This window comes from Streptomyces sp. NPDC001514 (genome assembly GCF_053597075.1).
In genome coordinates this window covers 70733-95921 of sequence record NZ_JBSFHO010000005.1, presented here as the reverse complement: position 1 = coordinate 95921, position 25189 = coordinate 70733, and the positions used below count along the sequence as shown (strand labels likewise).

Below are 25189 nucleotides of genomic sequence, written 5' to 3'. Positions count from 1 at the left end.
CCTCGTCCCGGCGCGGTTGGGACGACGCACATGTCCACCACCAGGGGTCACGAACGGAAAGGTTCCGCGACATGCGCAGCACGATGATGGACAACCCACTGCAGGTCTCGCGGCTTCTGGAGCACGGCCGTACAGTACACGGCGCTTCCGAGGTCGTGACCTGGACCGCCGAAGGAGCCCGCCGGACCACCTTCGCCGAGGTCGGCTCCCAGGCGGCGAGGCTGGCACATGCCCTACGGACCGACCTCGGCGTCACCGGGGACGAGCGGGTCGCCACGCTCATGTGGAACAACGCCGAGCACATGGTCGCCTACCTGGCCGTCCCCAGCATGGGGGCAGTCCTGCACACGCTGAACCCGCGCCTGTTCCCCGAGCAGTTGGCCTACATCGTCAACCACGCCGAGGACCGGGTGATCATTATCGATTCGACCCTGATCCCGCTGCTCGCCAACGTGTTGCCGCAGCTGACCACGCTGCATCACGTCATCGTCGTCGGCGACGGCGACACGAACAACCTCGTCCGCGACGGACTGACGGTGCACCGCTACGACCACCTGATAGCTGGGAAGTCCGATCACTTCCCATGGCCCGAGGCAGACGAGCGCGACGCCGCGGCTCTGTGCTACACGTCCGGCACCACCGGCGACCCGAAGGGCGTCGCCTACAGCCACCGCTCCATCTACCTGCACTCAATGCAGATCTGCTTGGCGGAGGCGTTCGGCATCGGCCCAGCGAGCAAGGTGCTCGCCGTGGTGCCGATGTTCCACGCGATGGCGTGGGGCCTGCCGTACGCCGCCTTCATGTCGGGCGGATCGCTGCTGATGCCTGACCGGTTTCTGCAGGGGGCCCCGCTCGCGGCAATGATTGCCGCGGAGCGGCCCACGCTGGCTGGCGCGGTGCCGACGATCTGGACCGACCTGCTCGCCCACCTCGACGCGAATCCGACCGATGTCTCGTCGATGAAAGAGGTGATCGTGGGTGGGTCGGCCTGTCCGCCCTCGCTCATGCACGCCTTCTCCGAGCGCTACGGCGTCGAGGTCATCCACGCCTGGGGCATGACCGAGACGTCGCCGCTGGGCTCGGTTGCGCGCGCCCCGGCCGGGTTGGCCGGTCCCGAGGCATGGGCTTACCGCTACACACAGGGTCGCGTGCCGGCGAGCGTCGAAGCCCGCATCGTCGGTCCGGCAGGCGAGGTCATGCCCGCGGACGGTAAGGCCGTCGGCGAACTCGAGGTACGTGGCCCGTGGATCACTGGTACGTACGTCGGGGACAGCGAGCCGGACCCGGAGAAGTTCCACGACGGTTGGCTGCGCACCGGCGACGTGGGCAGCCTGTCACCCAACGGATATCTGACCCTCACCGACAGGGCAAAGGACGTCATCAAGTCCGGCGGTGAGTGGATCAGCTCGGTGGAGCTGGAAAACCTGCTCATGGGACACCCGGCGGTGTTGGAGGCGTGCGTCGTAGGCGTGCCCGACGAGCGCTGGGGTGAGCGTCCACTCGCGACGGTCGTGCTCCACGACGGGGCGACGGCGACCGCCGCCATGCTACGCGACCACCTCGCCGGCTCGCTTGCGCGCTGGCAACTGCCGGAGCGGTGGGCCTTCATCGAGGCCGTTCCGAAGACCTCGGTGGGCAAGTTCGACAAGAAGCGGGTGCGGGCCCAGCACGCCGATGGCTCCATCACTGTCATCACCGTGTCCTCGTGACCCCGAGTCAGCCAGCCGAACACCTCGGGTAGGCATCGAGGCCGATGCAAGCAGGCGGGCACCAGTTCAAGCTCGTGCTGCCTTCGACGGGACCCCGCGCCCGACATCCGCCGGCTACCTCTTCACCACTGACTTGGCGTCCTCGGGTCGCCGCCGGCGGCTCGGCATTCGCAGGAGAGTCACCACCAGCACCCTCGCAGAAAGAGGTACCCACAATGACTCAGCAGAGGCGCGGCAAAGCCGCCAGTCGGGCGGCCATCGCGGTCGCGGCGTCCGTCGCGCTCACCCTGACCGGATGTGCCAAGAGCGACGACACCGGCAACACCGACCGCGCTGCTGCGGCGATCGCCGCAGTCCCAGCCGCCTTCGCCGGCAGGGCCGCCACCGGCAGCCCGGTCAAGATCGGGCTGCTCAACCCTGAAGGAAGCGCCGCCGCCAACTTCCCGGAAAGCCGCGTTGCAGCCGAAGCGGTGGTCGCCTACGCCAACGAACACCTGGGCGGACTCGCCGGACACAAAATCGAACTGGTCCGCTGCGATCTCGTCGCGGAGGACCCGTCCACGATGACCGCCTGCGCGAACCAGATGGTTCAGGACCAGGTCGCCGCCGTCGTCGCGACCACGGGTGGCAACGGGGAACTCATGGCTCCCATCATCACCAAGGCCGGCATCGCCTACACGAACTTCCAGGGCACCAGCGCCACCGAGTTCTCCGGGCCGAACGCCTTCTTGTGGAACGGCGGCGTCGCCGCCACGACCCTAAATATGGCGAAGTTCGCCGCGAAGGCCGGGGTGAAGAACGTAACCATGTACGTCACAGCGGTCGGTGACATTCCCGCGCATATCGGGGCGGCCACGCCGATCCTCAAGGCGATGGGCGTTGACAGCAAGATCGTCCCGATTCCGCCAGGCTCGCCGGACGTCACTGGCCAGGTCCAGGCGGGCCTGAAGGACAAACCAGGTGCGATCACCGTCCTCGGTGACGTCTCGACCTGTATCGCCACACTCAAGGGTCTGAAGCTCCTTAACGCGGACGTCGATCGCTACCTCACCCAGAAGTGCGCGGACCCCGCGGTTTACGAAGCCGTGCCGGATGCCCTCGACGGCGCGTACCTGTTCACCACCGCGGAGGGGACCAGCGATCACGATGAGGCCAAGATCTACCGCGCCGTGATGGCCAAGTACGCCCCCGCCGATGCGAACCTCGGTGGCAACGCCACCGCCGGCTACCAGACCATGCTGGCCATCACCCGGATGGTCAACGCCGGCATCGGCACCAATGAGCCGACTGCGCCCAACATCATCGCCGCGCTCAAGGCGGCCAAGGCAGTCCCGCTTCCCGTCGGCCACGGAATCACGCTGACCTGCGATGGCAAGGCCCTCCCCAAGCTGCCCAACGTCTGCTCGGTCGGGGGCCTCGTCGGCGAGATCAAGCAGGGAACGGCCAACAAGTTCAACGTTCTTCAGTGACCCGAGCCAGGACCGGACGAATGGTTCGTCCGGTCCCGGCTCGAATCCGTCAGGCAAAGGAAGCGCACATGACCGCCCATTTCACCTTCCTCCTGCTCGGCCTGGGTAGCGGCGCGGTCTATGCCGCGCTCGCGATGGGCCTTGTTGTCACCTTCCGCAGCTCCGGCGTAGTGAACCTCAGCACCGGCGCGATCGCGCTCTACATCGCCTACACCTTCGCCTACCTCCGTCGCGGTGAGCTGATCAGTCCGATTCCATTCACGCCGACAACGGTCGACCTCGGTGGGCCGATGGCCGTCCTGCCGGCGATGATCCTGGCTCTCGCGATCGCGGCCGTGCTGGGGCTCGCGCTCTACGGGCTGGTGTTTCGCCCGCTGCGTTCGGCTTCCCCGGTGGCCAAGGCGGTGGCCAGCATCGGCCTCATGCTCATGATCCAGAGCCTGCTGTCCGCTCGACTGGGCAACAGCCCGGCGATCGTCCGGTCCATCCTGCCCTCTGGAACCATCACGGTAGGCGGCACCAACCTCGCCGAGGACCGGCTCTGGTTCGCCGGCATCATCGTCGTGGCGGGCCTGGGGCTTGGCGCGTTGGTGCGGTTCACCCGGTTCGGCCTCGCCACCCGCGCGGTTGCGGAGTCCGAGCGGGGCGCACTGGTCAGCGGGCTCTCCCCGGATCGGATCGCCGCCGTGAACTGGGCGCTGTCCGCGGTGGTGGCCGGCCTGGCGGGCATCCTGATCGCACCGATCGTGGCGCCCTCTCCCAGCGCGTACACGCTGTTCATCGTGCCGGCGCTGGCCGCTGCCCTGGTCGGCGGCCTGGCCCGGCTCGGCCCCGCGATCGCCGCCGGCCTGGCGATCGGAATGCTGCAGTCCGAGGCGGCCAACCTCCAGGCCACGGTCCCGAACTTTCCGAAATCCGGCGTCGACACCCTCGTTCCGCTCTTCCTGATCCTCGTGGTGCTGCTCATCCGCGGCGGGAGCATCCCGCAACGCGCTTCGATCGCCCAGCAGTCCCTGGGGCGGGCGCCGCTGCCGCGCAATCTCCCGCTGGCCGTCGGGATCGGCGTTGTCGTCGGGCTCGTCGCGCTGCTGACCACCAGTGGGAACTGGCGAGCAGCCGTCATCACCTCGATGGTCCTCGGCATTCTCGCTCTGTCCTATGTAGTTGTGACGGGGTACGCCGGGCAGGTCTCCCTCGCCCAGCTGGCCCTGGCCGGTTGCTCGGCCTTCCTGTTGGCTCGGCTCGCCACCGACCTGCACATACCCTTCCCCCTCGCGCCGCTGCTCGCTGCGTCGGCCGTGACGGTCCTGGGCGTCATAATCGGCCTCCCAGCAATGCGGCTGCGTGGACTCCCGGTAGCCGCTGTCACACTCGCCTTCGCCGCGGCGGCGGAGATGATCTGGTTCCAGAATCCGCAGATCAACGGCGGCATCGCGGGCGCTCCGATCGGTGCTCCTAGCCTCTTCGGCCTTGACCTCGGTATCGGCGAGGGCATGGCCTACCCGCGACTGGCGTTCGGTGTCACGGTCCTCACCGTGCTCACGATCACCGGCACCGGGGTCGCGTTGCTGCGCCGTAGCCGGCTCGGCGCGTCGATGCTGGCCGTACGAACCAACGAGCGCTCGGCCGCCGCCTCCGGCATCGACGTGCGCCGAGTGAAGATCGCCGCTTTCGCCATCGGCGCCTTCATCGCCGGCTGGAGTGGCGCACTGATGGGCTACCAGCAGCAGGTGGCCTCCGCATCTACGTACGCGACGCTCACCGGTGTCGCGGTGTTTGCCGCCGTATGCCTGGCCGGGGTCACCTCGGTATTCGGTGGCCTGGCCGCCGGCGTGGCCGGCAGTGGTGGCCTCTTCTACTACGCGCTCACCAACTGGATCGACCTGCATCAGTACTGGGGGGTCATCAGCGGACTGGCGCTGGTACTGACCGTTATCAAGTACCCAGAGGGAATGACCGGTCCGATCCAGGAACTCCTACGGCGTCGGCATAACCGGCACAAGGCCCCGGTCAGCGACGACGAGGTGATGTCCACGGCTCGTGCGATTGACGAGCGTACCGCGCACCCGATCGGCGAGACGATTCTCCAGGTGGACTCGGTCGCGGTCCGATACGGCGGTGTAGTCGCCGTCGATGACGTCAGCCTCACCGTCCGCGACGGCGAGATCCTCGGAATCATCGGCCCCAACGGCGCGGGCAAGACCACCCTGCTCGACGCCCTGGGCGGCTTCATCGGCAACGCCTCCGGCGTGGTCGCGCTCGACGGTGTGAGCCTCGATGGCCGGCCGGCCTTCCAGCGGGTCCGCGCCGGGCTTGGTCGCACCTTCCAGGCGGTGGAGCTCTACGAGGACCTCACCGTCGAGGAGAACGTCACGGTGGGCACCGTCGGCACCGGCGCCCGTCGACCACTACGTCGACCAGAGCTTCGCGCGATCTTCGATGTGCTCGGCCTATCCGTCGTCGCCGACCGCCCAGTCTCGGAACTCTCCCACGGACAGCGGCAACTGGTCTCCGTCGCCCGGGCGTTGGCCACCAGACCACGAGTGCTTCTCCTCGACGAGCCCGCCGCCGGCCTCGACTCAACCGAGAGCCTCTGGCTCGGCGAGCGGCTCAAGGCGGTCCGCGACGCCGGCACCACCATCGTGATGATCGATCACGACATGGGCCTCGTCCTCCAGACCTGCGACCGGATCGTCGTACTCGACCGAGGCAAGAAGATCGCCGACGGCAGCCCCGAGGAGGTTCGCAACGACCCGGCCGTGATCACGGCGTATCTCGGCGCCACCCACGACGGCGCTCAGCCAGTCCCAGCCCAACCCGCGCCACGCCAACCGGACCGGCCTACCATCCCTGCAAGCCATGAGGTCGTGAAATGAGCGCCACCCCCGCACTCGAGGTCACCGCCCTGGCTGCCGGCTACGTCGGCAGCCCGGTGATCCGGGATCTCTCATTCGCCCTCGCCCCCGGCGAGGTGCTCTGCCTGCTCGGCCCCAACGGCGCCGGCAAGACCACAACCCTGCTAGCACTGTCCGGGCTCCTTGCGCGGTCGGCCGGCACCGTCACAGTGAACGGCGTCGCGTTGCCCGCCGGCCGACCCCGTACGGCCGCCCGGGCCGGCCTGGCATTCGTGCCCGACGACCGGTCGCTCTTCCGCACCCTCACGGTCGCGGAGAACCTCGCCCTGGCCGCAACCTCGAAAAGCCGGATCGCCGACGTGCTCGACCTCTTCCCCCTGCTCAGAGAGCGGCTCAACGTGCACGCCGGGCTGCTGTCGGGCGGTGAGCAACAGCAACTCGCGTTGGGCCGGGCCCTGGTCCAGGACCCAAAAGTGCTGATGGTCGACGAACTTTCGATGGGACTGGCGCCCGTCATCGTCGAGAACCTGCTACCGGTGATCCGACAGGTCGCCGACGAGACCGGCACCGCGGTCATCCTCGTCGAGCAGCACTTCCGGCTTGCGCTGGGCATCAGCGACCAGGCGATCGTGCTCGCCCACGGCGCCGAGGTCCTTCGTGGTGCGCCAAGCGAACTGCTGGCCAAGCCCGAACAGATCGAGGCGGCCTACCTGGGCGGCAAGGCGGCCTGAAACGGCAGAGAGAAAGAGAACTGAACAGCTGCAGGAGCGAGCGGCGTCCTGCCCCACGCCAGCGGTAACTCGACGATCGATGAGGCCTGTCCGCCACAGCGCCACGCACGGGACGCGCGGCCGGGCTACCCGGGACCCGCAACGATCGGTCGCCGCCTTGGCAATGGCCGAGTGAGAACGCGCACCACACGCCCGGCGGCACGGTTCACCCCTTCACCTGGCTCGTCATGGTCCTCGCCTGAGAGGGCGACAGGCCTCAATGGGCTTCTCAACGATTACGGAGACGATGAACGATGAATGTCCTCACCTGGGTGCTGCAGGCCCTCATGGCCGCTCTGTTCCTGGTCCATGGGGGGCTGATGATAGCGCCGCCCGAGTGGCTCGTGCGCCGGATGCGCGAGCGGGGCCGCGAGCCCAGCTGGCCCCACAGCGTGCTCGTCTTCACCGGCATCGCCGAGGTGTTGGGCGCGGTCGGCCTGATCCTTCCCGCGGCCACCGGGATCCTTCCCGTCCTGACCCCGCTGGCCGCGGTAGGCCTGGCGATCGTGATGGTGGGCGGCACCGTCTACCACCTGCAGCGGCACGAGGGCTCGCTCGCGACGGTGGTCATTGGCCTGATCTGCGTGGCAATCGCGGTCCTTCGCTGGACTCTGGTCCCGCTGTGACGAGGAGGCGCAGTGCGCCGGCGTCGCCACAATGGTCCGCCACCAGATAGCCGTACAGGTGGCACAAACCGACCGGCACCTCGATCCCACGGCGCACAGGACCGCACCTCAACCCAGCCGGGTTTCCGAACGACACAGGGCGCAGCGCGACCCGCTGACGCTCGGGCCTGGCCTGGATATCCGGAGCAGCCCTGTTCTCCGCGCGTCGCCTGACCTCAATCCGTTTCCGTGCATCCGCTGCATGCTTGGAGGCCGGGACGCGGGCGAGGAGAACTTGCAACGTGCGGATCTCGTCGGCACCGCGTACGCCGGGCCCGGCAAGACCGACGAGGACCTCGCCGACGCCCTCGCCGCCGGGGTGGACCGCATCCACGTCGAGTCGCCGGCCGAGCTGCGACGACTCGGCGCGCTGGCGGTCTCCGCAGGCACGTCGGCCCGGGTGCTGCTCCGGGTGAACCTGCCAACTTGCAGTCGCGGTCTCGGATCAAGAACCGGAACACGTGTGCCCGCTCACCGAGGTCGACGATCAGTACGTGACACGAGGTACGTGACATGAGGTACGTGACATGAGATATGTGAGCAGAGCACTGCGCGAGGTCTACTCCTCGCTGACAGCCGCGGGGTGGGTCTGGATCGGATTTCCCCCGACGGGGCCACCGCAGCCCATGGCCGCGCCGCGACTGGAAGAACCACCACAGGGCCATCCGGAGCGGCTCTGTCCGGACGTTCCACTGACCAGTACCGAACGCGCGCTCCAACGACAGCTCGTCACACCGATCGGGGAGAGGGAGTGAAGGAGATTCGTCGCCTGGACCGGGTGATCATGCGCTTCGCGGGTGATTCCGGTGACGGTATGGCCAGGTCGTCGTCCCCGAAATGAACCTCGGCCGGGGAACGACAGCTGGACCGTCGTCGGCTGACCGGCGGTCCAGCGCCGTGCGAGCCGCGGTCGAGGGACGCGTCCGAGAGTGGTGTGTCCGCGCTCGTACCGGGGGGCGCGAACGACGAAGACGAAGGGTATGCACCGTGCCGCACCGATCAAGCCCTGCTCCGACCCGGGTTTCGGCCGATCTCCAGGTGGAGGTGCGGGCCTTCTACGCGGCCTAGCTCCCGCTCCTCGAAGACCGCGGCATAGAGGAGTTGGCCGCGATGACCGGGGCGATCCCTTACGTCGGCGACAAGGTGTTCCGGCACTGGTTCGACGAGTTCGTGATCGAGCAGGTGAGCGAGGACGAGATCAGCGTGGTCTTCCGCTCGCCGAGGAACCGTTCACGACTGGGCCACAAGGTGCGCTACGCGCTGAGCCACCCGCAGCGCGTGGTGCCGTATCTGCGACGGGGCGGCCGGGACGGGTGGCTGCGGCTGCGGCACCGCGGGAGTCATATCGCGTACTACCGGGCGGTGATGGCGTCGGATTGTACGAGGATCCGGCCGACGACATCGGCTCGTTCGTCAGCCTGGCCAGCAACGGGGTGCGGGGCCTGGACGCACTCGGCTGCCTAAAACAGGTCCAGGTCGCAGGAGTCGACATCCCCAGGCAGCGGATGTGGTCGGCCGGTGGCCACCTGCTAGGCGACGTCCCACGCGGCAGGCACAGCAGCGACCCGCTGCACGGCGTCACGCTGATGCGCGGCCGGCTCGTGACGGCCCTGCGGCAAGCGGCCCGCGACGCCGGGGCGAAGATCGTGACCGGTGAACGCCTCGTCGACGTAACCGAGACGCCAGAGGCGGTAACCGCACGGTTCGCCGGCACGGGGCGAGACAGTGCCGACCTGCTCGTGGCCGCCGACGGCATCTGGTCGACCGTACGCGGGTTGCTCGACCCGGCGGCGTCCCGCCCTCAGTACGCCGGTCTCTACGCGATCTCAGGCACCTGACCTTCGCCCGCAACGGCGCGTTCATCCACGTGGCCGCACACGACGGCGAGGTGTGGTGGTCAGCGCAGATCGCCGACCCGGTCGAGCCGGACCTCGACGGTGTCAGCGACGCGGACTGGCTGCTCCGCACCGCCGACCTGTATCGCGACGAGGTAGTGCCATCGGCGGTCATCGCGGCCACCACCCGGCTGCACTCGGCCGTGATCATGCACGCGGTCGACCCGATCCCCGACCTGGCACAGCAACCGCATCGTCTTGGTCGGCGACGCCGCCCACTCCGGCGGCGCAGGACAGGGCGCCTCGATGGCCATCGAAGACGCCCTCGCCCTCGCCGCTGCGCTCCAGGCCGAGCCCACCACCGCGGCGCTGAAGGCATACGATGCCGAACGGCGCCCGCGCGTCGTCAAGCTCCTCGGCACCGCAGATGACAACCGCGGCGTCAAGAAGGCCGGCCCGGTCAAACGACGCCAACAGGCGCTGTTAATACGCGTGTTCGTGCCGCTGTTCTACGAAAAGGCCACCGCGTGGCTGTACAAGCTACGAACCCAGCCGACCCCGCGACCACCGGCAGCGTTGACCTCGCCTCGTCCCCCGGGCACCGTAGCTTCACCAGCAACCCAAGGCTCCACATGGGAAAAATCACCCAGATGACAGTCCCGGTTTCTCGTGAGGACACTTGGGTTCGCGGGAACTGACGGAATTTTGCCAGAACAGCGCGGGCTCCTCCAGCGACCAGCGGCGCAGGCTTTCGTAGTCGCGAGCGTCGGCTCTCCCCCGCTCGTCGAGCCACCGGGCGAAGTCCCCGACCCGTGAAGCCTCCCAGGTTCCTTCCTGCGGCGTCCAGAGGACCCGCGGTCGCGTGCCGGCTGGAGCATCCCGGCCCTCGCCCGAGAGCGTCTGCGGCGCGGCGTGCCGCGTGACGTCGGACATCGTCGTCCTGCCTCCCGTCGCTACTCGGGGAGGCCGGACGACATGAGCTCGGCGAGGAACTCGGCGTGCCGAGGATGCGGCTTGAGGATGTCCGACTCCGGCTCACCGGACTCCACGCGGGCGCACAGCGCCTCGGGGTCGATGAAGACACCGAGGGGGTTGACTTCGAACAGCCCCGTCGAGAACCACGTGTTCAGCTCTGCCGCGGACTTGAACGCACCGACGCTCAGCTCGATCTGGTTGTCGTCGGGGTCCCGGTAGTACAGGGACGTTGCCACGCCGTGGTTGACGCAGCGTTCGGGGACGATGCCCTTCGCCTTGAGGTCGCGGTAGTGGCCGGTCAGCTCCCTGAGCGAACCGACCTCGAAGGCGGCGTGGTCCATCCCGGTCGTCTTCCTCGTCGACGGCACGGCTCCCTGCGTGGGCAGGATCGCCATCCGGTCCTGCGACTCGTCCCACGTCAGAAAGATGATCAGCGGGTGTCTCATGACGACCTGCATGCCGAGCACGGTGCAGTACCAGTCGACGAGGGCGTCGGGTTGCGCGGTGCGCAGCACGATGTGGGCGTACTCGGCGGGCCGGAAGCCACCGCGAGCTTGCGGGACGTGCGCTTTGACGTCGGTCATCGTCGTACCTCTCTGGTTCGTCGGACGTGATGGGTCGACAGGTAGGCCGGTGTGCTCCTGCGTGGGGCGTCAGCGGGGAACGTGACCGGTGCACAGAAGCAGAACGAGATTGCCAGGGTGAGCCCGACGGGACCGGCCCCGACGACGACGACCCCTGGGCCGCCGTCGGTCGGGTACTCACTGCTCACGGTCATGCTCGTCGACCTCCTTGTCGTCACCGCCGGTCGGCTCGTTCTCGACCCGGTTGCGCAGCACGCCGACGCCGGAGACCGCGATCTCCACGCGGTCCCCGGCGCGTAGCCACGTGCTCGTGAGGGCCCCGATCCCGGCCGGCGAGCCGGTGAGGACGACGTCCCCCGGCTGGAGCGCGAAGACGGTCGAGATGTAGGAGACCAGCTCGGCGTGGCTGAAGATCAGGTCGCCCGGTTCCAGACGCTGACGCACCTCGCCGTTGACCCGCGTCTCCAGGGTCAGCGAGGAAGGGTCGGGCACGTCGGAGCTGGTGGTGATCCACGGGCCGAAGGCTGCGCTCGCGGGGAAGTTCTTCCCGGCGGTGACCTGGTTGGAGTGCGTCTGGAAGTCCCGGACACTCCCGTCGTTGTAGCAGGCGTACCCGGCGACACAGTCCATGGCCCGGTCGGGAGCGACACGCCGACCGGACCGGCCGATGACGAGGGCGATCTCGCCCTCGTAGTCCAGGCACGGTGACACCGCGGGCACCAGGACGGCGGCTTCGTGCCCGACGTGGCTGAGCGGGCTGCGCATGAACAAGCGGGGGTACCGGTGGTAGTCACCCGGCTGCCGGCGCATGAGGGAAGCTGTCTCCTCGAAGTGGCTCTTCGTGTTGAGTCCCACTCCGATGACATGGGTGGGGTTGGTGACGGGTGGCAGCCACGTCACGTCGTCGAACGACCAGTCGGCCGGCGCGTCAGCGAACCGTTCGAGGGCGTCGACGCCTCGGGCGAGAGCGGTCCTCAGGTCCGGGGCGCTCGTGCGTTCGGACACGTCGACCAGACCCGACGACGCGACGATGCCGAAGCGGTCCTTGCCGGCGGCGCGGAAGCTCGCAAGGCGCATGTCCGTCTCCGTATCCCGCTGTCGTAGAGAGCCGTCCAGGCATCGGCCTGCCGGGACCGCCTCGTCGGGGATCGGTCGCGACAGCGAGGTCGGCCGGCCACGTGGCGGGTAGCACATCATAAACACATAGGTTTATGATGTGACAATGAGTTTGCGTCCGTCTCATGCCGGCGGCACCGGCAGCACCGCAGCCCGCGTCCGCTTCGACGCGAGCGTCCCGTTGCACCACCAGGTCTATCTCGAGCTTCGCCGCGACATCGCGGACGGCCTGTGGGAGGGAAGGTCCGACTTCCCCGGCGAGAAGGAGCTCGCCGAACGCCTCGGAATCAGCGTGATCACCAGTCGTGCAGCGCTGGATCGCCTGGTCGGCGACGGATGGATCGAACGGCGGCGCGGTCGACGCCCGCGGGTGCTGCACCGGCCGGAAGTGGCCGCGAAGGACGACAGGCCGGGCATCCTGGAGTTCGGGTCCCTGCGTGCCTACACCTACACGGTGCTCGAGGCGGGGACCTCCATCGCGCCCGTCGAGGCGTGCGCCGCGTTCGGGCTCCCGTCCGGCGAGTATCTCTGGCAGTGCATGAGGCTGCGCCACCACAAGGGTGCCGCGCACAGCGTGACCCACAACGTCCAGCGGCCCGCCGTCGGCGAGCGGCACACGATGCGCGAGCTGCAGAAGGAGTCGATGGCCCGGATCCTTGCGCAGCAAGGGCACTCCATCGCGCACATCCGCCGACGCATGGGGATCACCCATGCCCCCACCGTGGTGACCGAGGCACTGGGGCTCACGGTCGCCGAGCGCGTGCTGGTGTCGACCTTCACCCTGCACGACCCGAGCGACGAGGTGCTCGAGTGGGTACGCATCTTCCTGCACCCCGACCACGACACTCCCGAGGAAACGCTCGACCTCGCGACGGGCACCTGGTCGACGGAGGACGTCATGTAACGCCCTACCATCCATCGGCCAGGTGATCGACGAGGGTCCGGTCTTCGCAGGTTCGAAAGATTCGAATGATGTCCGTTGTCGACGTGTGGATGCAGCACCCGACGCTTCGCCACTCACAGGACGAGATGTTCGACTCGGTTCGTCGGTGGACGGGGAGGGAAGCTCCTCAGGAAGAGCTGCCGGTGTCCGCCACGATCGCGGCAATGGACGAGGGCGTGGGCCCCGCGGGGTCAGTCTTCAAAATCTGGCCCACTTTTGTTGATCGAGACTGGTCCCTCTGGCGGTCAGGTAGCGACGAGGACTCGCTTACGGAAGCAGGTCGGCCCGTGCTGCGACGAGCACATCGATCGCTTCGTTGCGTGGCTGCGCCTGCCAACGGCGGCCCGCGACGGACGGGGTGCCGGCCCTGCCGTCCGCCGAGGGCTGATCCGCTGCGGCTACGGCCGGAAGAGCCGTTGTTGTTCCAGTCCCCGGGACCACTCCTCCGGCGTTCGTCATGCCTGTCGCTGGGGGTGGTCGTCCCCTGGCGTTCCGTGGTCTGTGGTCGCTGGGGCCTGTGCTGTAGCGCTGGGACGGTGGCCTGGTGCGAGGATGCCCATCATGAGTGTCCGAAGTTGCTGTAGTGCGCTGTCCATGGCCCGGCGAGCGTCGTCGTGATCGCGTCGCTCGATGGCATCCACGAGGCTGCGGTAGGCGCCAGAGCTGAGCGGGGGAAGGATCTCGCTTATCCACCGTCGCTGAAGGTTGTGCTCGGGATCAATGGTGGTCTCGAACATCTTCACGTACGTATTGAGGAGTAGCTCGACTGCGACGGAGTGGCCGCTGCGGCACAGGGTTCGTAGGAATGTCCGTTGGGCCGCAACCATCGAGTTACTGTCTCCGGAACGCAACTCGTCGTCGAGGACGCCGAGCCGCTCCCGCAACAGCGCGATGTCGTTGGCATCCGCGTGCATCATGGCCAGCTCGACAAAGCTTCTGAAGATGATGGCACCGACGTCCGCGACCGACTCCGCAATCTGGACGTCTGCCTCGCCGCTGCGGTAGAGCAGGTACGGCAGCAGCTCCGTGGAGCCCTTCTCTCGGAAGTCGGTTACCTTGCATCCGGAGCCCTGACGACGTTCGATCAGGCCGAGCAGCTCCAGCTCAAGCAGCGCGGATCGGAGCGTGTGTCGGTCCACGCCGAACCGGACGGCAAGGTCGCGTTCCGACGGCAGGTAGTCGCCGGGTTTATAGGCACCCTGCAGGATGGCCGTGCGTAGCTGGCTCGCGACATGTTCGCCGAGAGACCGCCGGGCGACGGCGACAAACCGGTGGTCCGTCGTCTCGTGATTCGAACTCATGGGGGTCCGTCTTCTCCGCATCAGGTGCTGGTCCAGCGCGGATGGAGAGCGCACTCCACCACAAGACGCTGGGAATGGTTGCACCAATCCGTGGGCCTGTCAACAGCTGGGATACCTCTGAAAATTATACGAGGTACTGGACGTCTGGTCCCCAGAGCGGGCTGTTGGAGGGTTCGCCGGCGAGGGTTCGGCCGTAGAGGCTCAGTGAGGCGGTGGGGTTGAGCATTGCGGGGCTGGCGCCGACGTTGATGTCGTGCCCGGCTCGCTGGGCTGGGTTGTGGTTGGCGAAGGCGGACGCGCCGGACAGGCTCACGATCGAGTTGGCGGCGTCGCGCAGGAGTTGGGCGGCGAAGGCGGCGGAGGCTTGGAGTCGTGTGCTGTCCAGGTAGCTGATGGGGCCGGTTGTCTGTGTCTCGAGGTGCTTGACCGCGTGTTCCACCTGCAGTCGTGCGGAGTCGATGGTCATGGTGGCTGAGGCGATCTGGTGGAGCAGGGCTTCGGAGTCGGCACGTCCACGTCCCCGAAGCGTTTATGCCGGCTACGCAGCGGCTGCCCGGTCTGCTCGCCGAACAGCTTGGCCAGTACCTCCTTGGCGCTGCCCAGGTACTGCTGCGAGACGATGCGTGGCTTGCCGTCCACGCGGGCGGACTCGACCAGGTAGTAGTAGGTCTGGTTCCCGCGGCGCTTCCCCACGATAGGGGCCAGCACGCAGTCGAGCCGTCGCAGCACGGCGAACGGCAGCACGACCCTGCCGTACTCGGATGCCTTAAAGTCACCGCGGAGTAGATCCGTCACCGACCAGATCAGCTTGGACAGCTGTATCGCTGTATCACCCATGCGTTCCCCTCCCCGCTCACGCGGCTCACCCGCGCACAGACGGCCGCCCACCATGCGTGGCCAAAGTGAGCCCACGTGGCAGCGGAGTCAGAGAACGCCAGAGTTTCACGGACCGCGGGGGAGATCTGCTGAGTCCACTGGGACGGGATGGTGTCGGAGGGATGGCGACGAACTCATCTTGGAGATCTGTGAGTCAGTCTTGTAGCCGGACATCCACATGACCCCGGCCGAGGGCATGCGCGCCCATGTCGACCTCCAGGGCGGTGACCCGACCGGAGTGATGCTGCCGATCCACTGGGCCACGTTCAATCTCGCGTTCCATCCGTGGGCGGAGCCCGGGGAGGGCACGATCACCGCGGCCGCCGAGGTGGGGGCGCGTGTCGCCCTGCCGCTGCCGGGCGAGCCGTTCGAGCCCACCGCCGACGACGTCCCAGCGACGCCCTGGTGGCGGGCCGTCGCGCCTGCCGCTACGGCGCCTGCGACGGCGACGGCGCCCGCCTCGGCCACGGCGCCCGTCTCTGCATCCCTGCGCCCCGACGCGGCCGACGCCCCTCCGGGCACCCGCGCATCCGAGGCCGGCGCGATCCCCGGCAGCGGTGCAGAAGCCCCCGAGACGGCCCCGACCGATTAGGCCTTGTTCGGCTCAGGCCTTGTCCGGCCGATTTTGCCGGGCTCGCATGCCCTGCGCACGCTCCCCCCAGAGCTTCGCCTGCGGAACCCCGGCGACCTTGTCCTCGGTCACCGACGCAGCGACGCAGCCGGCCGCTCACCGGTCCGGCATGATCGACCGGACAAGGCGTATTCCGCAGGTCGTCTTCCCGGGTCGTCATCGCAGGCCGTATTCGTGCTGCCGTGCGAGCCCTCATACCAGAGCAGGATGCTCTGCGGGCAAGTTTGTCAACTGCCCACCGCACATGAACGATTCACGACTACCCTGTGTGGTTGGTGATCAACGGTGGGCTCAACCAGCGCTGGCGTGCCTGTCGCTGAGCCGAACTGAACACTCGCAGTACGCCGATGAGTACGTCGATCGGTGCTCCGATTCCTGGGCCACGTACCAAGGACGCTGATGTCTCAACTTCGCGCACCCGCCGCGCGGCCGGACCGCCGCGAGGGCGGACGGCACGGCCGGTCAGGCTCCCGAACCTCCTCCGCCCCGGGCAGGCCGCAGACGACGCCGCCGTCGCCGGAATCCCGTATACGCCCGCAACTGCTGCGCACCGCCGTCCTGCCGGTCGTCATCGCCTCGCTCGGCGGTGCCGCGGCGGTGCTCTTCACGATCCGTTCCACCGACGCGCGGCCGTCGGCCGCCCTGTGGGTCGCGCTCGCCGGCTCCGCGGCCCTCGCCGTCGCGGCCGTGGTGGCGGCGGCGATGGGCGCCGACCGGGCCGCGAGATCGGTGCTCGACCGCTGCCACGACCTGCGCCGCGCCAGCGCGCGCAACCAGGCCGAACTGCGGGGCGTGGTCGATGGGTTGCGGCGCGGCGAGCGCCCGCAGGCCCGCCGCGAGGGTCCGCTCCCCACACCCACCGGTGACGAATTCGACCTGCTCGCCCATGAGTTGACGCGGTCGTACGACGCCGCGGTGGCCGCGGTCGTCCAGGCGTCCCGGCTCTCCAGCAGCGTCGGCAACGAGCAGAAGGTCGAAGTCTTCGTCAATCTGGCCCGCCGGCTCCAGTCGCTCGTGCACCGGGAGATCCAGCTGCTCGACGAGCTGGAGAACGAGGTCGAGGACCCCGAGCTGCTCAAGGGGCTCTTCCATGTCGACCACCTCGCCACCCGCATCCGCCGGCACGCCGAGAACCTCGCGGTCCTCGGCGGCGCCATCTCCCGGCGCCAGTGGTCCAACCCGGTCACCATGACCGAGGTGCTGCGCTCGTCGATCGCCGAGGTCGAGCAGTACCCACGCGTCAAGCTCGTGCCGCCGATCGACGGCACCCTGCGCGGGCACGCCGTCGCGGATGTCATCCACCTGCTGGCCGAACTGGTCGAGAACGCCACCCTGTTCTCCGCCCCGCACACACAGGTCCTGCTGCGCGCCTCACGCGTCACGGCGGGGCTCGCCATCGAGGTCGAGGACCGGGGCCTGGGCATGCCGCTCACCGAGCAGAACAAGATGAACGCCCTGCTCGCCGACCCCGACCAGGTCAATGTGGCCCATCTGCTGCAGGACGGCCGCATCGGCCTGTTCGTGGTCTCGGCCCTCGCCCGCAGGCACGGCATCGCGGTCCGCCTCCAGTCCAACATCTACGGTGGCGTGCAGGCCGTACTCGTCCTGCCGCAGGGGCTGCTCGGAGCCGAATCCGGGGATCCGACCGTGGAGCAGACCAACGCTCAGGCCGCGGCGCAGAGCGCACCCCAGCCCTCCGCCGTCGCGGCCCCCGCACGGGCGGTGGCGCCCCCTCCGGCCCCCGTGCCGCATGCCGCGGGAGACGTGACACACACCGGACCGCAGCGCTCGCTCACGTACGTCACGACCGGCGGCCCGGCCATTCCGCACCAGACGCCCCCGCCCCCGCCCCCGGCGACGGCGGAAGGCAACGGCCACGGCAATGGCAATGGCTACAGCAGCGGCCACGGCAGCGGCCACGGCCCGCTCCCGGTGCGCGGCGAGCACACCGAACGCCCCAACCCGGCCGCCGCACCACCCGGCGGCACCCACGCCACTCCGCAGCCCGGGGCCCAACAGCCCCAGAACCCCGCCGAATCCCCGGCGGTCCGTGGCACCATGGGCCGTCCCACGCTCCCCAAACGCCGCGCCCAGGAGCACCTCGTGCCCCAGCTGCGCGACGATCCCGCACCCCGCAAGGCCGAGGACCACGAGCTCCACGACCCAGGTCTGATGGCGGCCTTCCAGCGCGGCATCGGCCTCGCCGAGTCCCAGAGCCCCGTCACCGCCCACGAACCGCTTCAACAGGACGAAAACCACAAGGAGTAGATGCAATGGCGAGCGATGTGCCGATCGGCCATTCCTCGGATCTCGACTGGCTGCTCACCGGCCTGGTCCAGCGGGTGCCGTACACCCGAAACGCGGTTCTGCTCTCCTCCGACGGCCTGGTGAAATCCGTGCACGGCCTCGATCCCGACAGCGCCGACCACATGGCCGCGCTCGCCTCGGGGCTGTACTCCCTGGGCCGCAGCGCCGGTGCCCGCTTCGGCGACGGTGGGGAGGTCCGCCAGGTCGTGGTCGAGCTCGATTCCACGCTGCTCTTCGTCTCCACGGCGGGCTCCGGCACCTGTCTCGCCGTGCTTGCCGGGCGGGAGGCGGACGCCGCAGTCCTCGGCTACGAGATGGCGATGCTGGTCAAGAGCGTACGGCCATACCTGATCACCCCGGCCAGACAGCCGGCCGGGGCGCCGAGCGCCACGGGGCACTGACCGTGCCGGCTCCGCAGGACGGGCCCTGGCTCGACGACGCGGCCGGCCGCCTCATCCGTCCCTACACGGTGAGCGGCGGCCGCACCCGTCCGACGGCCGCACTCGATCTGCTCTCGCTGGTGATGGCGACCGGTACCGACCCGCAGGCGCATCTGGGGCCGGAGCACGCGGTGGCCCTCGGCCTGTGCGACGGGCCGACCTCGGTGGCGGAGATCGCGGCGCACTTACGGCTCCCGGCGGTCGTCACCAAGGTGCTCCTCTCCGATCTCGTGGACTGCGGGGCGGTCACCGCGCGGGCGCCCCGATTCCAGGAGTCCCCTACCGACCGTTCCTTGCTGGAGGCAGTGCTCGATGGCCTACGACGACGGCTCTGAACCCCACGACGACAGCTTCGGCACGTACGACGACCGGGGCCGCTTTGACGCCGATCCCTTTCCCACCGCCCTGAAGATCCTCATAGCGGGCGGCTTCGGGGTCGGCAAGACCACCTTTGTGGGCGCGGTCAGCGAGATCGAGCCGCTGAGCACCGAAGAACTGCTGACTACGGTCAGCGCGGCGACCGACAGTCTCGAGGGCGTCGAGTCCAAGACGACCACCACCGTCGCCATGGACTTCGGCCGTATCACCCTCGACGACCGTCATGTGCTGTACCTCTTCGGCACGCCTGGCCAGGAGCGCTTCTGGTTCATGTGGGACGAGCTCTCCGAGGGCGCGCTCGGCGCGGTCGTTCTGGCCGACACCCGGCGCCTGGAGGAATGCTTCTCCGCGGTCGACTTCTTCGAGCGGCGCGGCATCGGATTCGTTGTCGCCGTCAACGAGTTCGACGGCGCCTACCGCTACGAGCCGGAGGAGGTGCGGGCAGCGATCGACCTCAAGCCGGAGGTACCGGTCGTGCTGTGCGACGCCCGGATCGCCAGTTCCGGGATCAGGACCCTGGTCACCCTGGTCCAGCATCTGCTGACCATCACCCCGGCACCGGCACCGGCGCCGAGCTACGGAGCACACTCATGACGTACGACCCGACCGGCCATCTGCTGCTGACCCCCGTCGACCGTGAGGCGCCCACGCGGGTGCGACGGCTGCGCCAGCTGGGTCTGGGCGAGCGCCCCGACCCGGCCTTCGACGAGTTCGCCCACAAGCTCGCGGAGGTGACCCGTGCGCCGTACTCGATGGTCAACTTCATAGACGAGCACCGGCAGTTCTTCGCCGGCCTGCACACTCCCGCGGGTACGCACTCGGGAAGTGACCTCGGCGCCGCGGCGGCCGCGACCGGTGGCGACGTGAGCCGATTCATGGCCCGCGACCACGGCTACTGCCCGCATGTCGTGGTGCGGCGCAAGGCGCTCGTCCTGGAGGACGTCTGCGACTATCCGCGGTTCGCCGGGAACCCCGTCGTCGACGAGATCGGCATCCGCTCTTACCTCGGGGCGCCGCTGATCGACCGTACGGGCATCGCGCTGGGCACGATCTGTGTCGTGGACACCGAGCCGCGGCCCTGGGGCCGGGCGGGTCTGGAGACCATCAAGTCGCTCGCGGCCGAGCTGGTCGAGCAGATCCACCGCCGCGAGGACGGGGGACTGTGACGGCAGGGCCCTTGGCCTTGTGGTGTGTGGCCGTGTGACGCCCCCGAGTACCCGGGGGCGTCACATGTCACGGTGTACGGCGGTTGCCGCCGCACGCACCGCCGCACGCACCGCCGCACGCACCGCCGCACGCACCGCCGCACGCACCGGTGTACGCGCCTGTCAGAGCATCGGCTGCAGTCTGCTCACCTCGGCGAGCCGCTCCGACCACTCGCCCTTGTCGGTGCCCAGCGCCACCTCGGCGAGCCGCAGTAGCTGGATGTCGGAAGTGCCGGCGGGCGCGAAGATGTGGTGCGCGTCGCGCAGATACCGCTCGATGGGACGGTCGGTGAACAGTCCGGCCGCCGCATGGATCTCCATCGCGTTCCGCGCGGAGTCGAGCGTGGACTCGACATTGACCAGCTTCGCGTTCATCAGCTCGGCGTCGCAGGGCAGCCCCTCGTCCAGCAGATGCACCGCGTGGTACGCGGCGAGCCGTGCCGTCATCAGCCGCGACTGCAGCTGACCCAGCTTCAGCTTGATGGACGGCAGCTCGTGCAGCGGCTTGCCGTAGCGGTGGCGTTCCGTGCAGAACTTGGTGGTCGCCTCCAGGATCGCCTGGTGGAGGCCGAGCGAGACGGCGGTCAGGTTGGGCCGTCCGTAGAGGACGCTGGAGGAGTACGCCACGGCCAGGCCGTCGCCCTCCTCGCCGAGCCGGTTGTCCACCGGCACCCGGCAGTTGTCGAACAACAGCTCCCCGAAGCTGAAACCGTGCAGGCCCATCGTCGGTTTCTGCTCGCCGACGCGGAAGCCGGGCCGGTCGGACTCGACGAGGAACGCGGTGAGGCCGTCGGAGCCCGGTCCCGTACGGACCACGACCCCATGGAGATCGCCGACATGGCTGTTTCCGACATACACCTTTCGGCCATTGATGATGTAGTCGTCGCCGTCGCGCACGGCATCGGCGCTCATGCCCAGCACATGTCCGCCCGATTCGGGTTCGGTGACCGCGATCGTGGGGAGACAGTCGCCCGCGGCGATCACCGGAAGCCACGTCTTCTTCTGTTCCTCGCTGCCGAAGTGGACGATTTTTGCGACGCCCAGCTGGGAGGCCTGAACCATGGCCCCCATGGCGCCGCTGACGCGGGACAGTTCCTCGATGATGATGGTCTTGGCGAGGTGGCCGACACCCATCCCGCCATGCGCCTTGCTGATCGTCGCTCCGAGCCAGCCCTGCCGGGCGATGAGCCGGGACAGCTCGCGGTGGACCGTGCGGGCCGCCTCCATGGCAGGAACCCGCGGGCGGACCTCACTCTCCGCGAAGTTCCGGACTTGGTCTCGGAGCTGATGATGTAGTCGACTGGCAAAATACCCGTCCATCGCGAGCCCTCCTCTGCGAAACGCCTGCTCGCGCGTATGTTCGAGCAGGTGGTGCATCGGCATGGTCCCGTCCCGTACAGGCCGACCACCTCATGGTGTTGATCGCTTCCGGGTGGTTCAAGATCGTTTACCAACTTTGTCCGAAACAGCGTCGGTTGACGTTTGATTGGGGCTGTGCTTTGCGTGGTACTGGGCCTGTCCGGTCCTATCCGTAGGGCATTCCCAGCATGCAACTTTCTGCCACATGTCAACGGCGAAGGTTTCGTGGGCATATGGCACTCAGGGACACAGCCTCCGGACCCGAGGCGCTCCGCCGCCCGGCGGACGGCGCAGGACCTCGCGTACGCCTCACGGGTCCCTGCAGGCCCCCAAGTGCGCCTCACGGACCCCTGCAGGCCCCCACGTACGGCCCCGGCGTGCGGTTGCGCCACGCGGCGCGTGGCCCGGTTCCGGGGCGCCACCGTGTGCGGGAGGCGCCGCCCGTCAGGCTCGCCGCTCCAGCACGTCGACGGCGAGCCGCCGCACGATCGACTCGTCCACCTCGACCCCGAGGCCGGGTGCGTCCGGCACGTACGCCACACCCTTCTCCACCCGTACCGTCGCCCCGGCGTACGGCGAGTCGATGAACTGCCGGCCGTTGAGGTCGACCGGGGTCCCGACGCCGATGCCGTACGCGGCGAAGAGGTGCAGCGACGCCGCCAGTCCCAGGTCGGAGTCGGTCAGACCCGAGCCCATCAGCCGCACCCCGCAGTCCTCCGCGAGCGCGCACAGCCGTCGCGACAGGGTCAGCCCGCCACTGCGCTGCACCTTGGCGATGGCCACGTCCACGGCCTCCAGCCTCACGAACGTCGCGAGATCGGTCGGATGCCGAAGACTCTCGTCGAGCGCGACCGGCACCGGGGAGTGCTCGCGCAGCCGTCGCAGGCCCGCGAGATCATTGGCGGGCAGCGGCTGTTCGAAGGCGGTGAGCCCGTACGGCTCGAGGCGGCGGGCCATCCGCAGCGCCGCGTCCGCCGTGTACGCCTGGTTGGCATCGACCCAGAGCGGCGCGGCCGGGGCGTGCTCCCGCACCGCCGCCACCACGGCCGCGTCGGTCGCCTCGTCGTGCAGCCCGATCTTCACCTTGAAGGCGCGGTAGCCCGCCTCCGTACCCTCCGCGACGCTGTCACCCACCTCGGCCGGCGACTGGCCGGAGACGATCCAGCCAAGTTCGACCGTCTCCGTGCGCCGCTGGTTCCACAGCACGCCCAGGGGTACGCCCGCGGCCCGCCCGAGCAGATCGTGCAGGGCCACGTCCACCGCGCTCTTCGCGAGCGGTGCGCCGATCGACAGCCCCCGGTTGACCGCCCGGTCGAAGGCCGCGTCCACCGCGTCCAGATTCCAGGCGGGGCGGCCGACGATCGCCGGGGCGAGATAGCGGTCGACGGTCGTGACGATGGACTCGGCGGTCTCGTACGTCCATGCGGGGATCGGGGTCGCCTCGCCCCAGCCGTACGCCCCGTCGGCACTCACCTTCACCAGGATCCGGATCGACGGCTGCCCGGCGACGGCGACCGCGCCCCCGGAGACGCCGAAGGAGCGGCGGGTGGGCAGGGCGACCGCGAAGGTCTCGACGCGTTCGATGTTCATCAACGGGTCCTTTCGGCGGGCGGGTCGGCGGACGAACGGGACGGTGGTGCGGTGCTCGCGCGCAGGACGACCTCGCCGCCGACCCGCAGCACGCGCGAGCGCCTGCTCGGCGCCTCACGCAGAGCCAGGAACATGACCTCCTGGCCCATCGCGGTGAGCGGCAGAGCGACCGTGCTGAGCGGCGGAGTCAGCTCCCGCACGAGGGGAATGTCGTCGAAACCTGCCAGGGAGATGTCCTCCGGCACCCGAACGCCGGCCTCCCTGAAGGCCGCGAGCGCCCCGACCGCCATCACATCGGTGACGGCGAAGACACAGGTGGGGCGGTTGGCGCCGGTACGGGCCAGCAGTTCGCGGGCGGCCGCGTGCCCGCCCTCGCGGGTGAAGGCGCCGCGTACGACCGACTCCGGCCGCAGGGGCGCACCGCCCTGGGCGAGCCCCTCGCGGAATCCGGCCAGCCGGTCGGAGACGGTGGTGAGCTCGGTCGGCCCGCTGAGCACCGCGAACTCCCGGTGCCCCAGGGCGAGCAGGGACCGGGCGAGCGCCGCGGCCCCGGCTCGGTTCTCCGGCAGGACGGCGTCCACCCGGAGGCTTCGATGACGGCTGACGACGGCGACGCGTCCGCCGGCCCGTACGTACGGATCGAGCTCGGCGGCCATCGCCCGCTCCCACGCGCGGTCCTGGAAGCCGGAGCCGATGAGGAGGATGGCCCGGGCGCGCTGGGCGCGCAGCATGGAGACGTACGCGATCTCCCGCTCCGGCTCGCGGAAGGTGCTGGCCAGCATGACGAGGAGGTCCGACTCCGCCGCGGCGCGCATCACTCCGTCCGCGATGGCGGAGAAGTACGGGTCGCCGACGTCGTGGCAGACCACACCGACGGTGTTGTTGGAGGCGCTGGCAAGTGCCTGGGCATGGGCATTGGGGATGTAGCCCAGGATGTCGGCCGCCGCACGCACCCGTTGCCGGAGTTCCTCACGGACCCGGGTCGTGCCGTTGAGCGCTCTCGACGCCGTCGCCAGGGAGACGCCCGCCCTGCGGGCGACGGTGTCCAGCGTGACGTGGGGCTCCGGTGGTGCGTGGGTGCGGTCCTGCGCTGGTGCCTGAGCTCGGCGTTCACTCAACCTGACCCCCGCAAACTTCGGGACGACCTATTGACCGTGCGTGCAAGCAGTCATTAGCGTGGCGACACCTTAGCAGAAAGCGCTTTCTGAAAGCGCTTGTTCGGAAGACACCGATCGCAGAGCCCGAACGGCCGCTCTTCGCAACTGCCCCGGATGCCCGAGGAGTTCATCGTGAGCCAGAGCGTCATACCGGCACCCGCCGCCGAGGTGAAGGGGGTTGCCCGGCGGAACGGTCCGGGGACGGGGGAGAGACTTGCCCGGGCCCTCGAGCAGAGCTGGCGGCCGTTCGCGCTGCTGCTGGCCTGTTTCGCCGCCTGGTGGGGGATCGCCGCCGCCGAGCTCGTCGAGCCGTATCTCGTTCCCTCGCCCGGCGCGACCCTGGACGTGCTGCTGGAGAAGACCGACTACGTCTGGCACCACAGCTGGGTGACCACCTACGAGACACTCATCGGCTTCGTCATCGCCGTCGCCGTCGGGGTGCTCGCGGCCGTGGTCATGGTCTACTCGGCGACCGTCGAGAAAACGCTCTATCCGATCCTGCTCTTCGCCCAGGTCGTACCGAAGATCGCGATCGCGCCGCTGTTCGTCGTCTGGCTCGGCTTCGGCATCGCGCCGAAGATCCTGATCGCCGTGCTGATCGCCTTCTTCCCCGTGGTGATCTCGATGGTCACCGGCCTCAAGGCGGTCGACCCCGAGATGCTGCAGCTCTCGGCCACCATGGGCGCCGGGCCCTGGCAGACCTTTGCCAAGATCCGCTTCCCGGCCTCGCTGCCGCATCTCTTCTCCGGCCTCAAGGTCGCCGTGACGCTGGCCGTGACCGGCGCCGTCGTCGGTGAGTTCGTCGGGGCGAACGAGGGGCTCGGCTATGTGATCCTCCAGGCCAACGGCAACCTCGACACGCCGATGCTCTTCGCGGGGCTGCTCGTCATGTCACTCATCGGTGTCGTCCTCTTCGTCCTCGTCGAGATCGCCGAGAAGCTGCTGCTCCCGTGGCACGCCAGCCGCCGAGGAACCGACGTCACCACCACGTACTGACCACGACCACCATCCCGAGAGGGCCAGC

24 protein-coding genes and 3 pseudogenes are annotated in these 25189 nt (G+C 68.9%); 18 read left to right on the top strand and 9 right to left on the bottom strand.

The genetic code is table 11. From position 1 onward, the window contains the following. Positions 1-71: 71 nt before the first annotated feature. The 9 genes and pseudogenes from ACWCXB_RS08170 (at position 72) to ACWCXB_RS08130 (ending at position 9306) form a co-directional block, all read left to right on the top strand. Positions 72-1709: a long-chain fatty acid--CoA ligase gene (locus ACWCXB_RS08170; RefSeq protein WP_450720265.1), complete on the top strand. Its 1638-nt coding sequence runs from the start codon at positions 72-74 to the stop codon at positions 1707-1709. Between the two features lie 215 nt (positions 1710-1924). After that, positions 1925-3178 (top strand): ABC transporter substrate-binding protein, encoded by a 1254-nt coding sequence (locus ACWCXB_RS08165; RefSeq protein WP_450720263.1) that lies wholly within the window; start codon positions 1925-1927, stop codon positions 3176-3178. A gap of 68 nt (positions 3179-3246) precedes the next feature. Beyond that, positions 3247-6054, top strand: a complete 2808-nt coding sequence (locus tag ACWCXB_RS08160) for an ABC transporter permease subunit (protein ID WP_450720261.1) — start codon at positions 3247-3249, stop codon at positions 6052-6054. Then, positions 6051-6764 (top strand): ABC transporter ATP-binding protein, encoded by a 714-nt coding sequence (locus ACWCXB_RS08155; protein ID WP_450720259.1) that lies wholly within the window; start codon positions 6051-6053, stop codon positions 6762-6764. Before ACWCXB_RS08160 ends, ACWCXB_RS08155 begins: the two co-directional genes overlap by 4 nt. A 293-nt stretch (positions 6765-7057) precedes the next feature. Continuing rightward, entirely contained in the window at positions 7058-7429 is a 372-nt protein-coding gene (locus ACWCXB_RS08150) for a DoxX family protein (RefSeq protein WP_450720257.1), read from the top strand. Positions 7430-7703: 274 nt separating this feature from the next. Beyond that, positions 7704-7985 (top strand): hypothetical protein, encoded by a 282-nt coding sequence (locus ACWCXB_RS08145; protein WP_450720255.1) that lies wholly within the window; start codon positions 7704-7706, stop codon positions 7983-7985. Between the two features lie 10 nt (positions 7986-7995). Further along, positions 7996-8223: a DUF6059 family protein gene (locus tag ACWCXB_RS08140; protein ID WP_450720253.1), complete on the top strand. Its 228-nt coding sequence runs from the start codon at positions 7996-7998 to the stop codon at positions 8221-8223. 448 nt (positions 8224-8671) lie between these two features. Next, positions 8672-8854 (top strand): annotated as a pseudogene (locus ACWCXB_RS08135) (methyltransferase); the annotation flags it as partial. A 119-nt stretch (positions 8855-8973) separates the two neighbouring features. Further along, on the top strand, positions 8974-9306 hold the full coding sequence (locus tag ACWCXB_RS08130; RefSeq protein ID WP_450720569.1) for an FAD-dependent monooxygenase: 333 nt from the start codon (positions 8974-8976) through the stop codon (positions 9304-9306). 59 nt (positions 9307-9365) lie between these two features. Here the strand turns inward: ACWCXB_RS08130 and ACWCXB_RS08125 are convergent, their stop codons facing one another. Continuing rightward, complete coding sequence (locus tag ACWCXB_RS08125) at positions 9366-9617, bottom strand: hypothetical protein (RefSeq protein WP_450720592.1); 252 nt, start codon at positions 9615-9617, stop codon at positions 9366-9368. On the opposite strand from ACWCXB_RS08125, the gene ACWCXB_RS08120 reads away from it, so the two are divergent. Then, positions 9562-9957: a hypothetical protein gene (locus ACWCXB_RS08120; RefSeq protein WP_450720251.1), complete on the top strand. Its 396-nt coding sequence runs from the start codon at positions 9562-9564 to the stop codon at positions 9955-9957. The two genes, ACWCXB_RS08125 and ACWCXB_RS08120, sit on opposite strands and share 56 nt — an antisense overlap. Positions 9958-10256: 299 nt before the next feature. Here ACWCXB_RS08120 and ACWCXB_RS08115 read toward each other — a convergent pair whose 3' ends face one another. Both ACWCXB_RS08115 and ACWCXB_RS08110 read right to left on the bottom strand, forming a co-directional pair. Further along, a complete protein-coding gene (locus ACWCXB_RS08115; RefSeq protein WP_450720249.1) occupies positions 10257-10862 on the bottom strand; it encodes a VOC family protein in 606 nt (201 codons plus the stop codon). 177 nt (positions 10863-11039) lie between these two features. After that, positions 11040-11939 (bottom strand): fumarylacetoacetate hydrolase family protein, encoded by a 900-nt coding sequence (locus tag ACWCXB_RS08110; RefSeq protein ID WP_450720247.1) that lies wholly within the window; start codon positions 11937-11939, stop codon positions 11040-11042. Between the two features lie 145 nt (positions 11940-12084). Between ACWCXB_RS08110 and ACWCXB_RS08105 the strand changes: the two genes are divergently transcribed. Continuing rightward, positions 12085-12882 (top strand): GntR family transcriptional regulator, encoded by a 798-nt coding sequence (locus ACWCXB_RS08105; protein ID WP_450720245.1) that lies wholly within the window; start codon positions 12085-12087, stop codon positions 12880-12882. Between the two features lie 494 nt (positions 12883-13376). Here the strand turns inward: ACWCXB_RS08105 and ACWCXB_RS08100 are convergent, their stop codons facing one another. From ACWCXB_RS08100 to ACWCXB_RS08090, 3 genes and pseudogenes are all read right to left on the bottom strand, one after another. After that, the gene (locus ACWCXB_RS08100; protein ID WP_450720243.1) at positions 13377-14222 is read right to left on the bottom strand and encodes a FadR/GntR family transcriptional regulator; all 846 of its coding nucleotides are present in this window, start codon (positions 14220-14222) and stop codon (positions 13377-13379) included. A 124-nt stretch (positions 14223-14346) separates the two neighbouring features. Beyond that, complete coding sequence (locus tag ACWCXB_RS08095; RefSeq protein ID WP_450720241.1) at positions 14347-14688, bottom strand: hypothetical protein; 342 nt, start codon at positions 14686-14688, stop codon at positions 14347-14349. Between the two features lie 230 nt (positions 14689-14918). Beyond that, positions 14919-15059, bottom strand: a pseudogene (locus ACWCXB_RS08090) (type I restriction-modification system subunit M N-terminal domain-containing protein); the annotation flags it as partial. A gap of 205 nt (positions 15060-15264) precedes the next feature. Here ACWCXB_RS08090 and ACWCXB_RS08085 point away from each other — a divergent pair. The 6 genes and pseudogenes from ACWCXB_RS08085 to ACWCXB_RS08060 all read left to right on the top strand — a co-directional run. Further along, a pseudogene (locus ACWCXB_RS08085) lies at positions 15265-15690 on the top strand (MBL fold metallo-hydrolase); the annotation flags it as partial. Between the two features lie 438 nt (positions 15691-16128). After that, positions 16129-17997 carry a sensor histidine kinase gene (locus ACWCXB_RS08080; protein WP_450720239.1) on the top strand — a complete coding sequence of 623 codons (1869 nt, stop codon included), beginning with the start codon at positions 16129-16131 and terminating at the stop codon, positions 17995-17997. Positions 17998-18002: 5 nt separating this feature from the next. Beyond that, positions 18003-18437, top strand: coding sequence for a roadblock/LC7 domain-containing protein (locus ACWCXB_RS08075; RefSeq protein ID WP_450720237.1), 435 nt, complete (start codon positions 18003-18005; stop codon positions 18435-18437). A gap of 2 nt (positions 18438-18439) precedes the next feature. Then, on the top strand, positions 18440-18811 hold the full coding sequence (locus tag ACWCXB_RS08070; protein WP_450720235.1) for a DUF742 domain-containing protein: 372 nt from the start codon (positions 18440-18442) through the stop codon (positions 18809-18811). Beyond that, positions 18789-19448 carry a GTP-binding protein gene (locus ACWCXB_RS08065; protein ID WP_450720233.1) on the top strand — a complete coding sequence of 220 codons (660 nt, stop codon included), beginning with the start codon at positions 18789-18791 and terminating at the stop codon, positions 19446-19448. Before ACWCXB_RS08070 ends, ACWCXB_RS08065 begins: the two co-directional genes overlap by 23 nt. Further along, a complete protein-coding gene (locus tag ACWCXB_RS08060; RefSeq protein WP_450720232.1) occupies positions 19445-20020 on the top strand; it encodes a GAF domain-containing protein in 576 nt (191 codons plus the stop codon). The genes ACWCXB_RS08065 and ACWCXB_RS08060 overlap by 4 nt, the downstream gene beginning before the upstream one ends. A gap of 162 nt (positions 20021-20182) precedes the next feature. On the opposite strand, the gene ACWCXB_RS08055 is transcribed toward ACWCXB_RS08060, so the two are convergent. The 3 genes from ACWCXB_RS08055 to ACWCXB_RS08045 form a co-directional block, all read right to left on the bottom strand. Beyond that, positions 20183-21379 (bottom strand): acyl-CoA dehydrogenase family protein, encoded by a 1197-nt coding sequence (locus tag ACWCXB_RS08055; RefSeq protein WP_450720230.1) that lies wholly within the window; start codon positions 21377-21379, stop codon positions 20183-20185. 483 nt (positions 21380-21862) lie between these two features. Beyond that, on the bottom strand, positions 21863-23008 hold the full coding sequence (locus ACWCXB_RS08050) for a mandelate racemase/muconate lactonizing enzyme family protein (RefSeq protein ID WP_450720228.1): 1146 nt from the start codon (positions 23006-23008) through the stop codon (positions 21863-21865). Next, positions 23008-24057, bottom strand: coding sequence for a LacI family DNA-binding transcriptional regulator (locus ACWCXB_RS08045; RefSeq protein WP_450720567.1), 1050 nt, complete (start codon positions 24055-24057; stop codon positions 23008-23010). Before ACWCXB_RS08045 ends, ACWCXB_RS08050 begins: the two co-directional genes overlap by 1 nt. A gap of 222 nt (positions 24058-24279) precedes the next feature. Here ACWCXB_RS08045 and ACWCXB_RS08040 point away from each other — a divergent pair, with 222 nt between their 5' ends. After that, positions 24280-25161 (top strand): ABC transporter permease, encoded by an 882-nt coding sequence (locus tag ACWCXB_RS08040; protein ID WP_450720226.1) that lies wholly within the window; start codon positions 24280-24282, stop codon positions 25159-25161. The last annotated feature ends 28 nt before the right edge of the window (positions 25162-25189 follow it).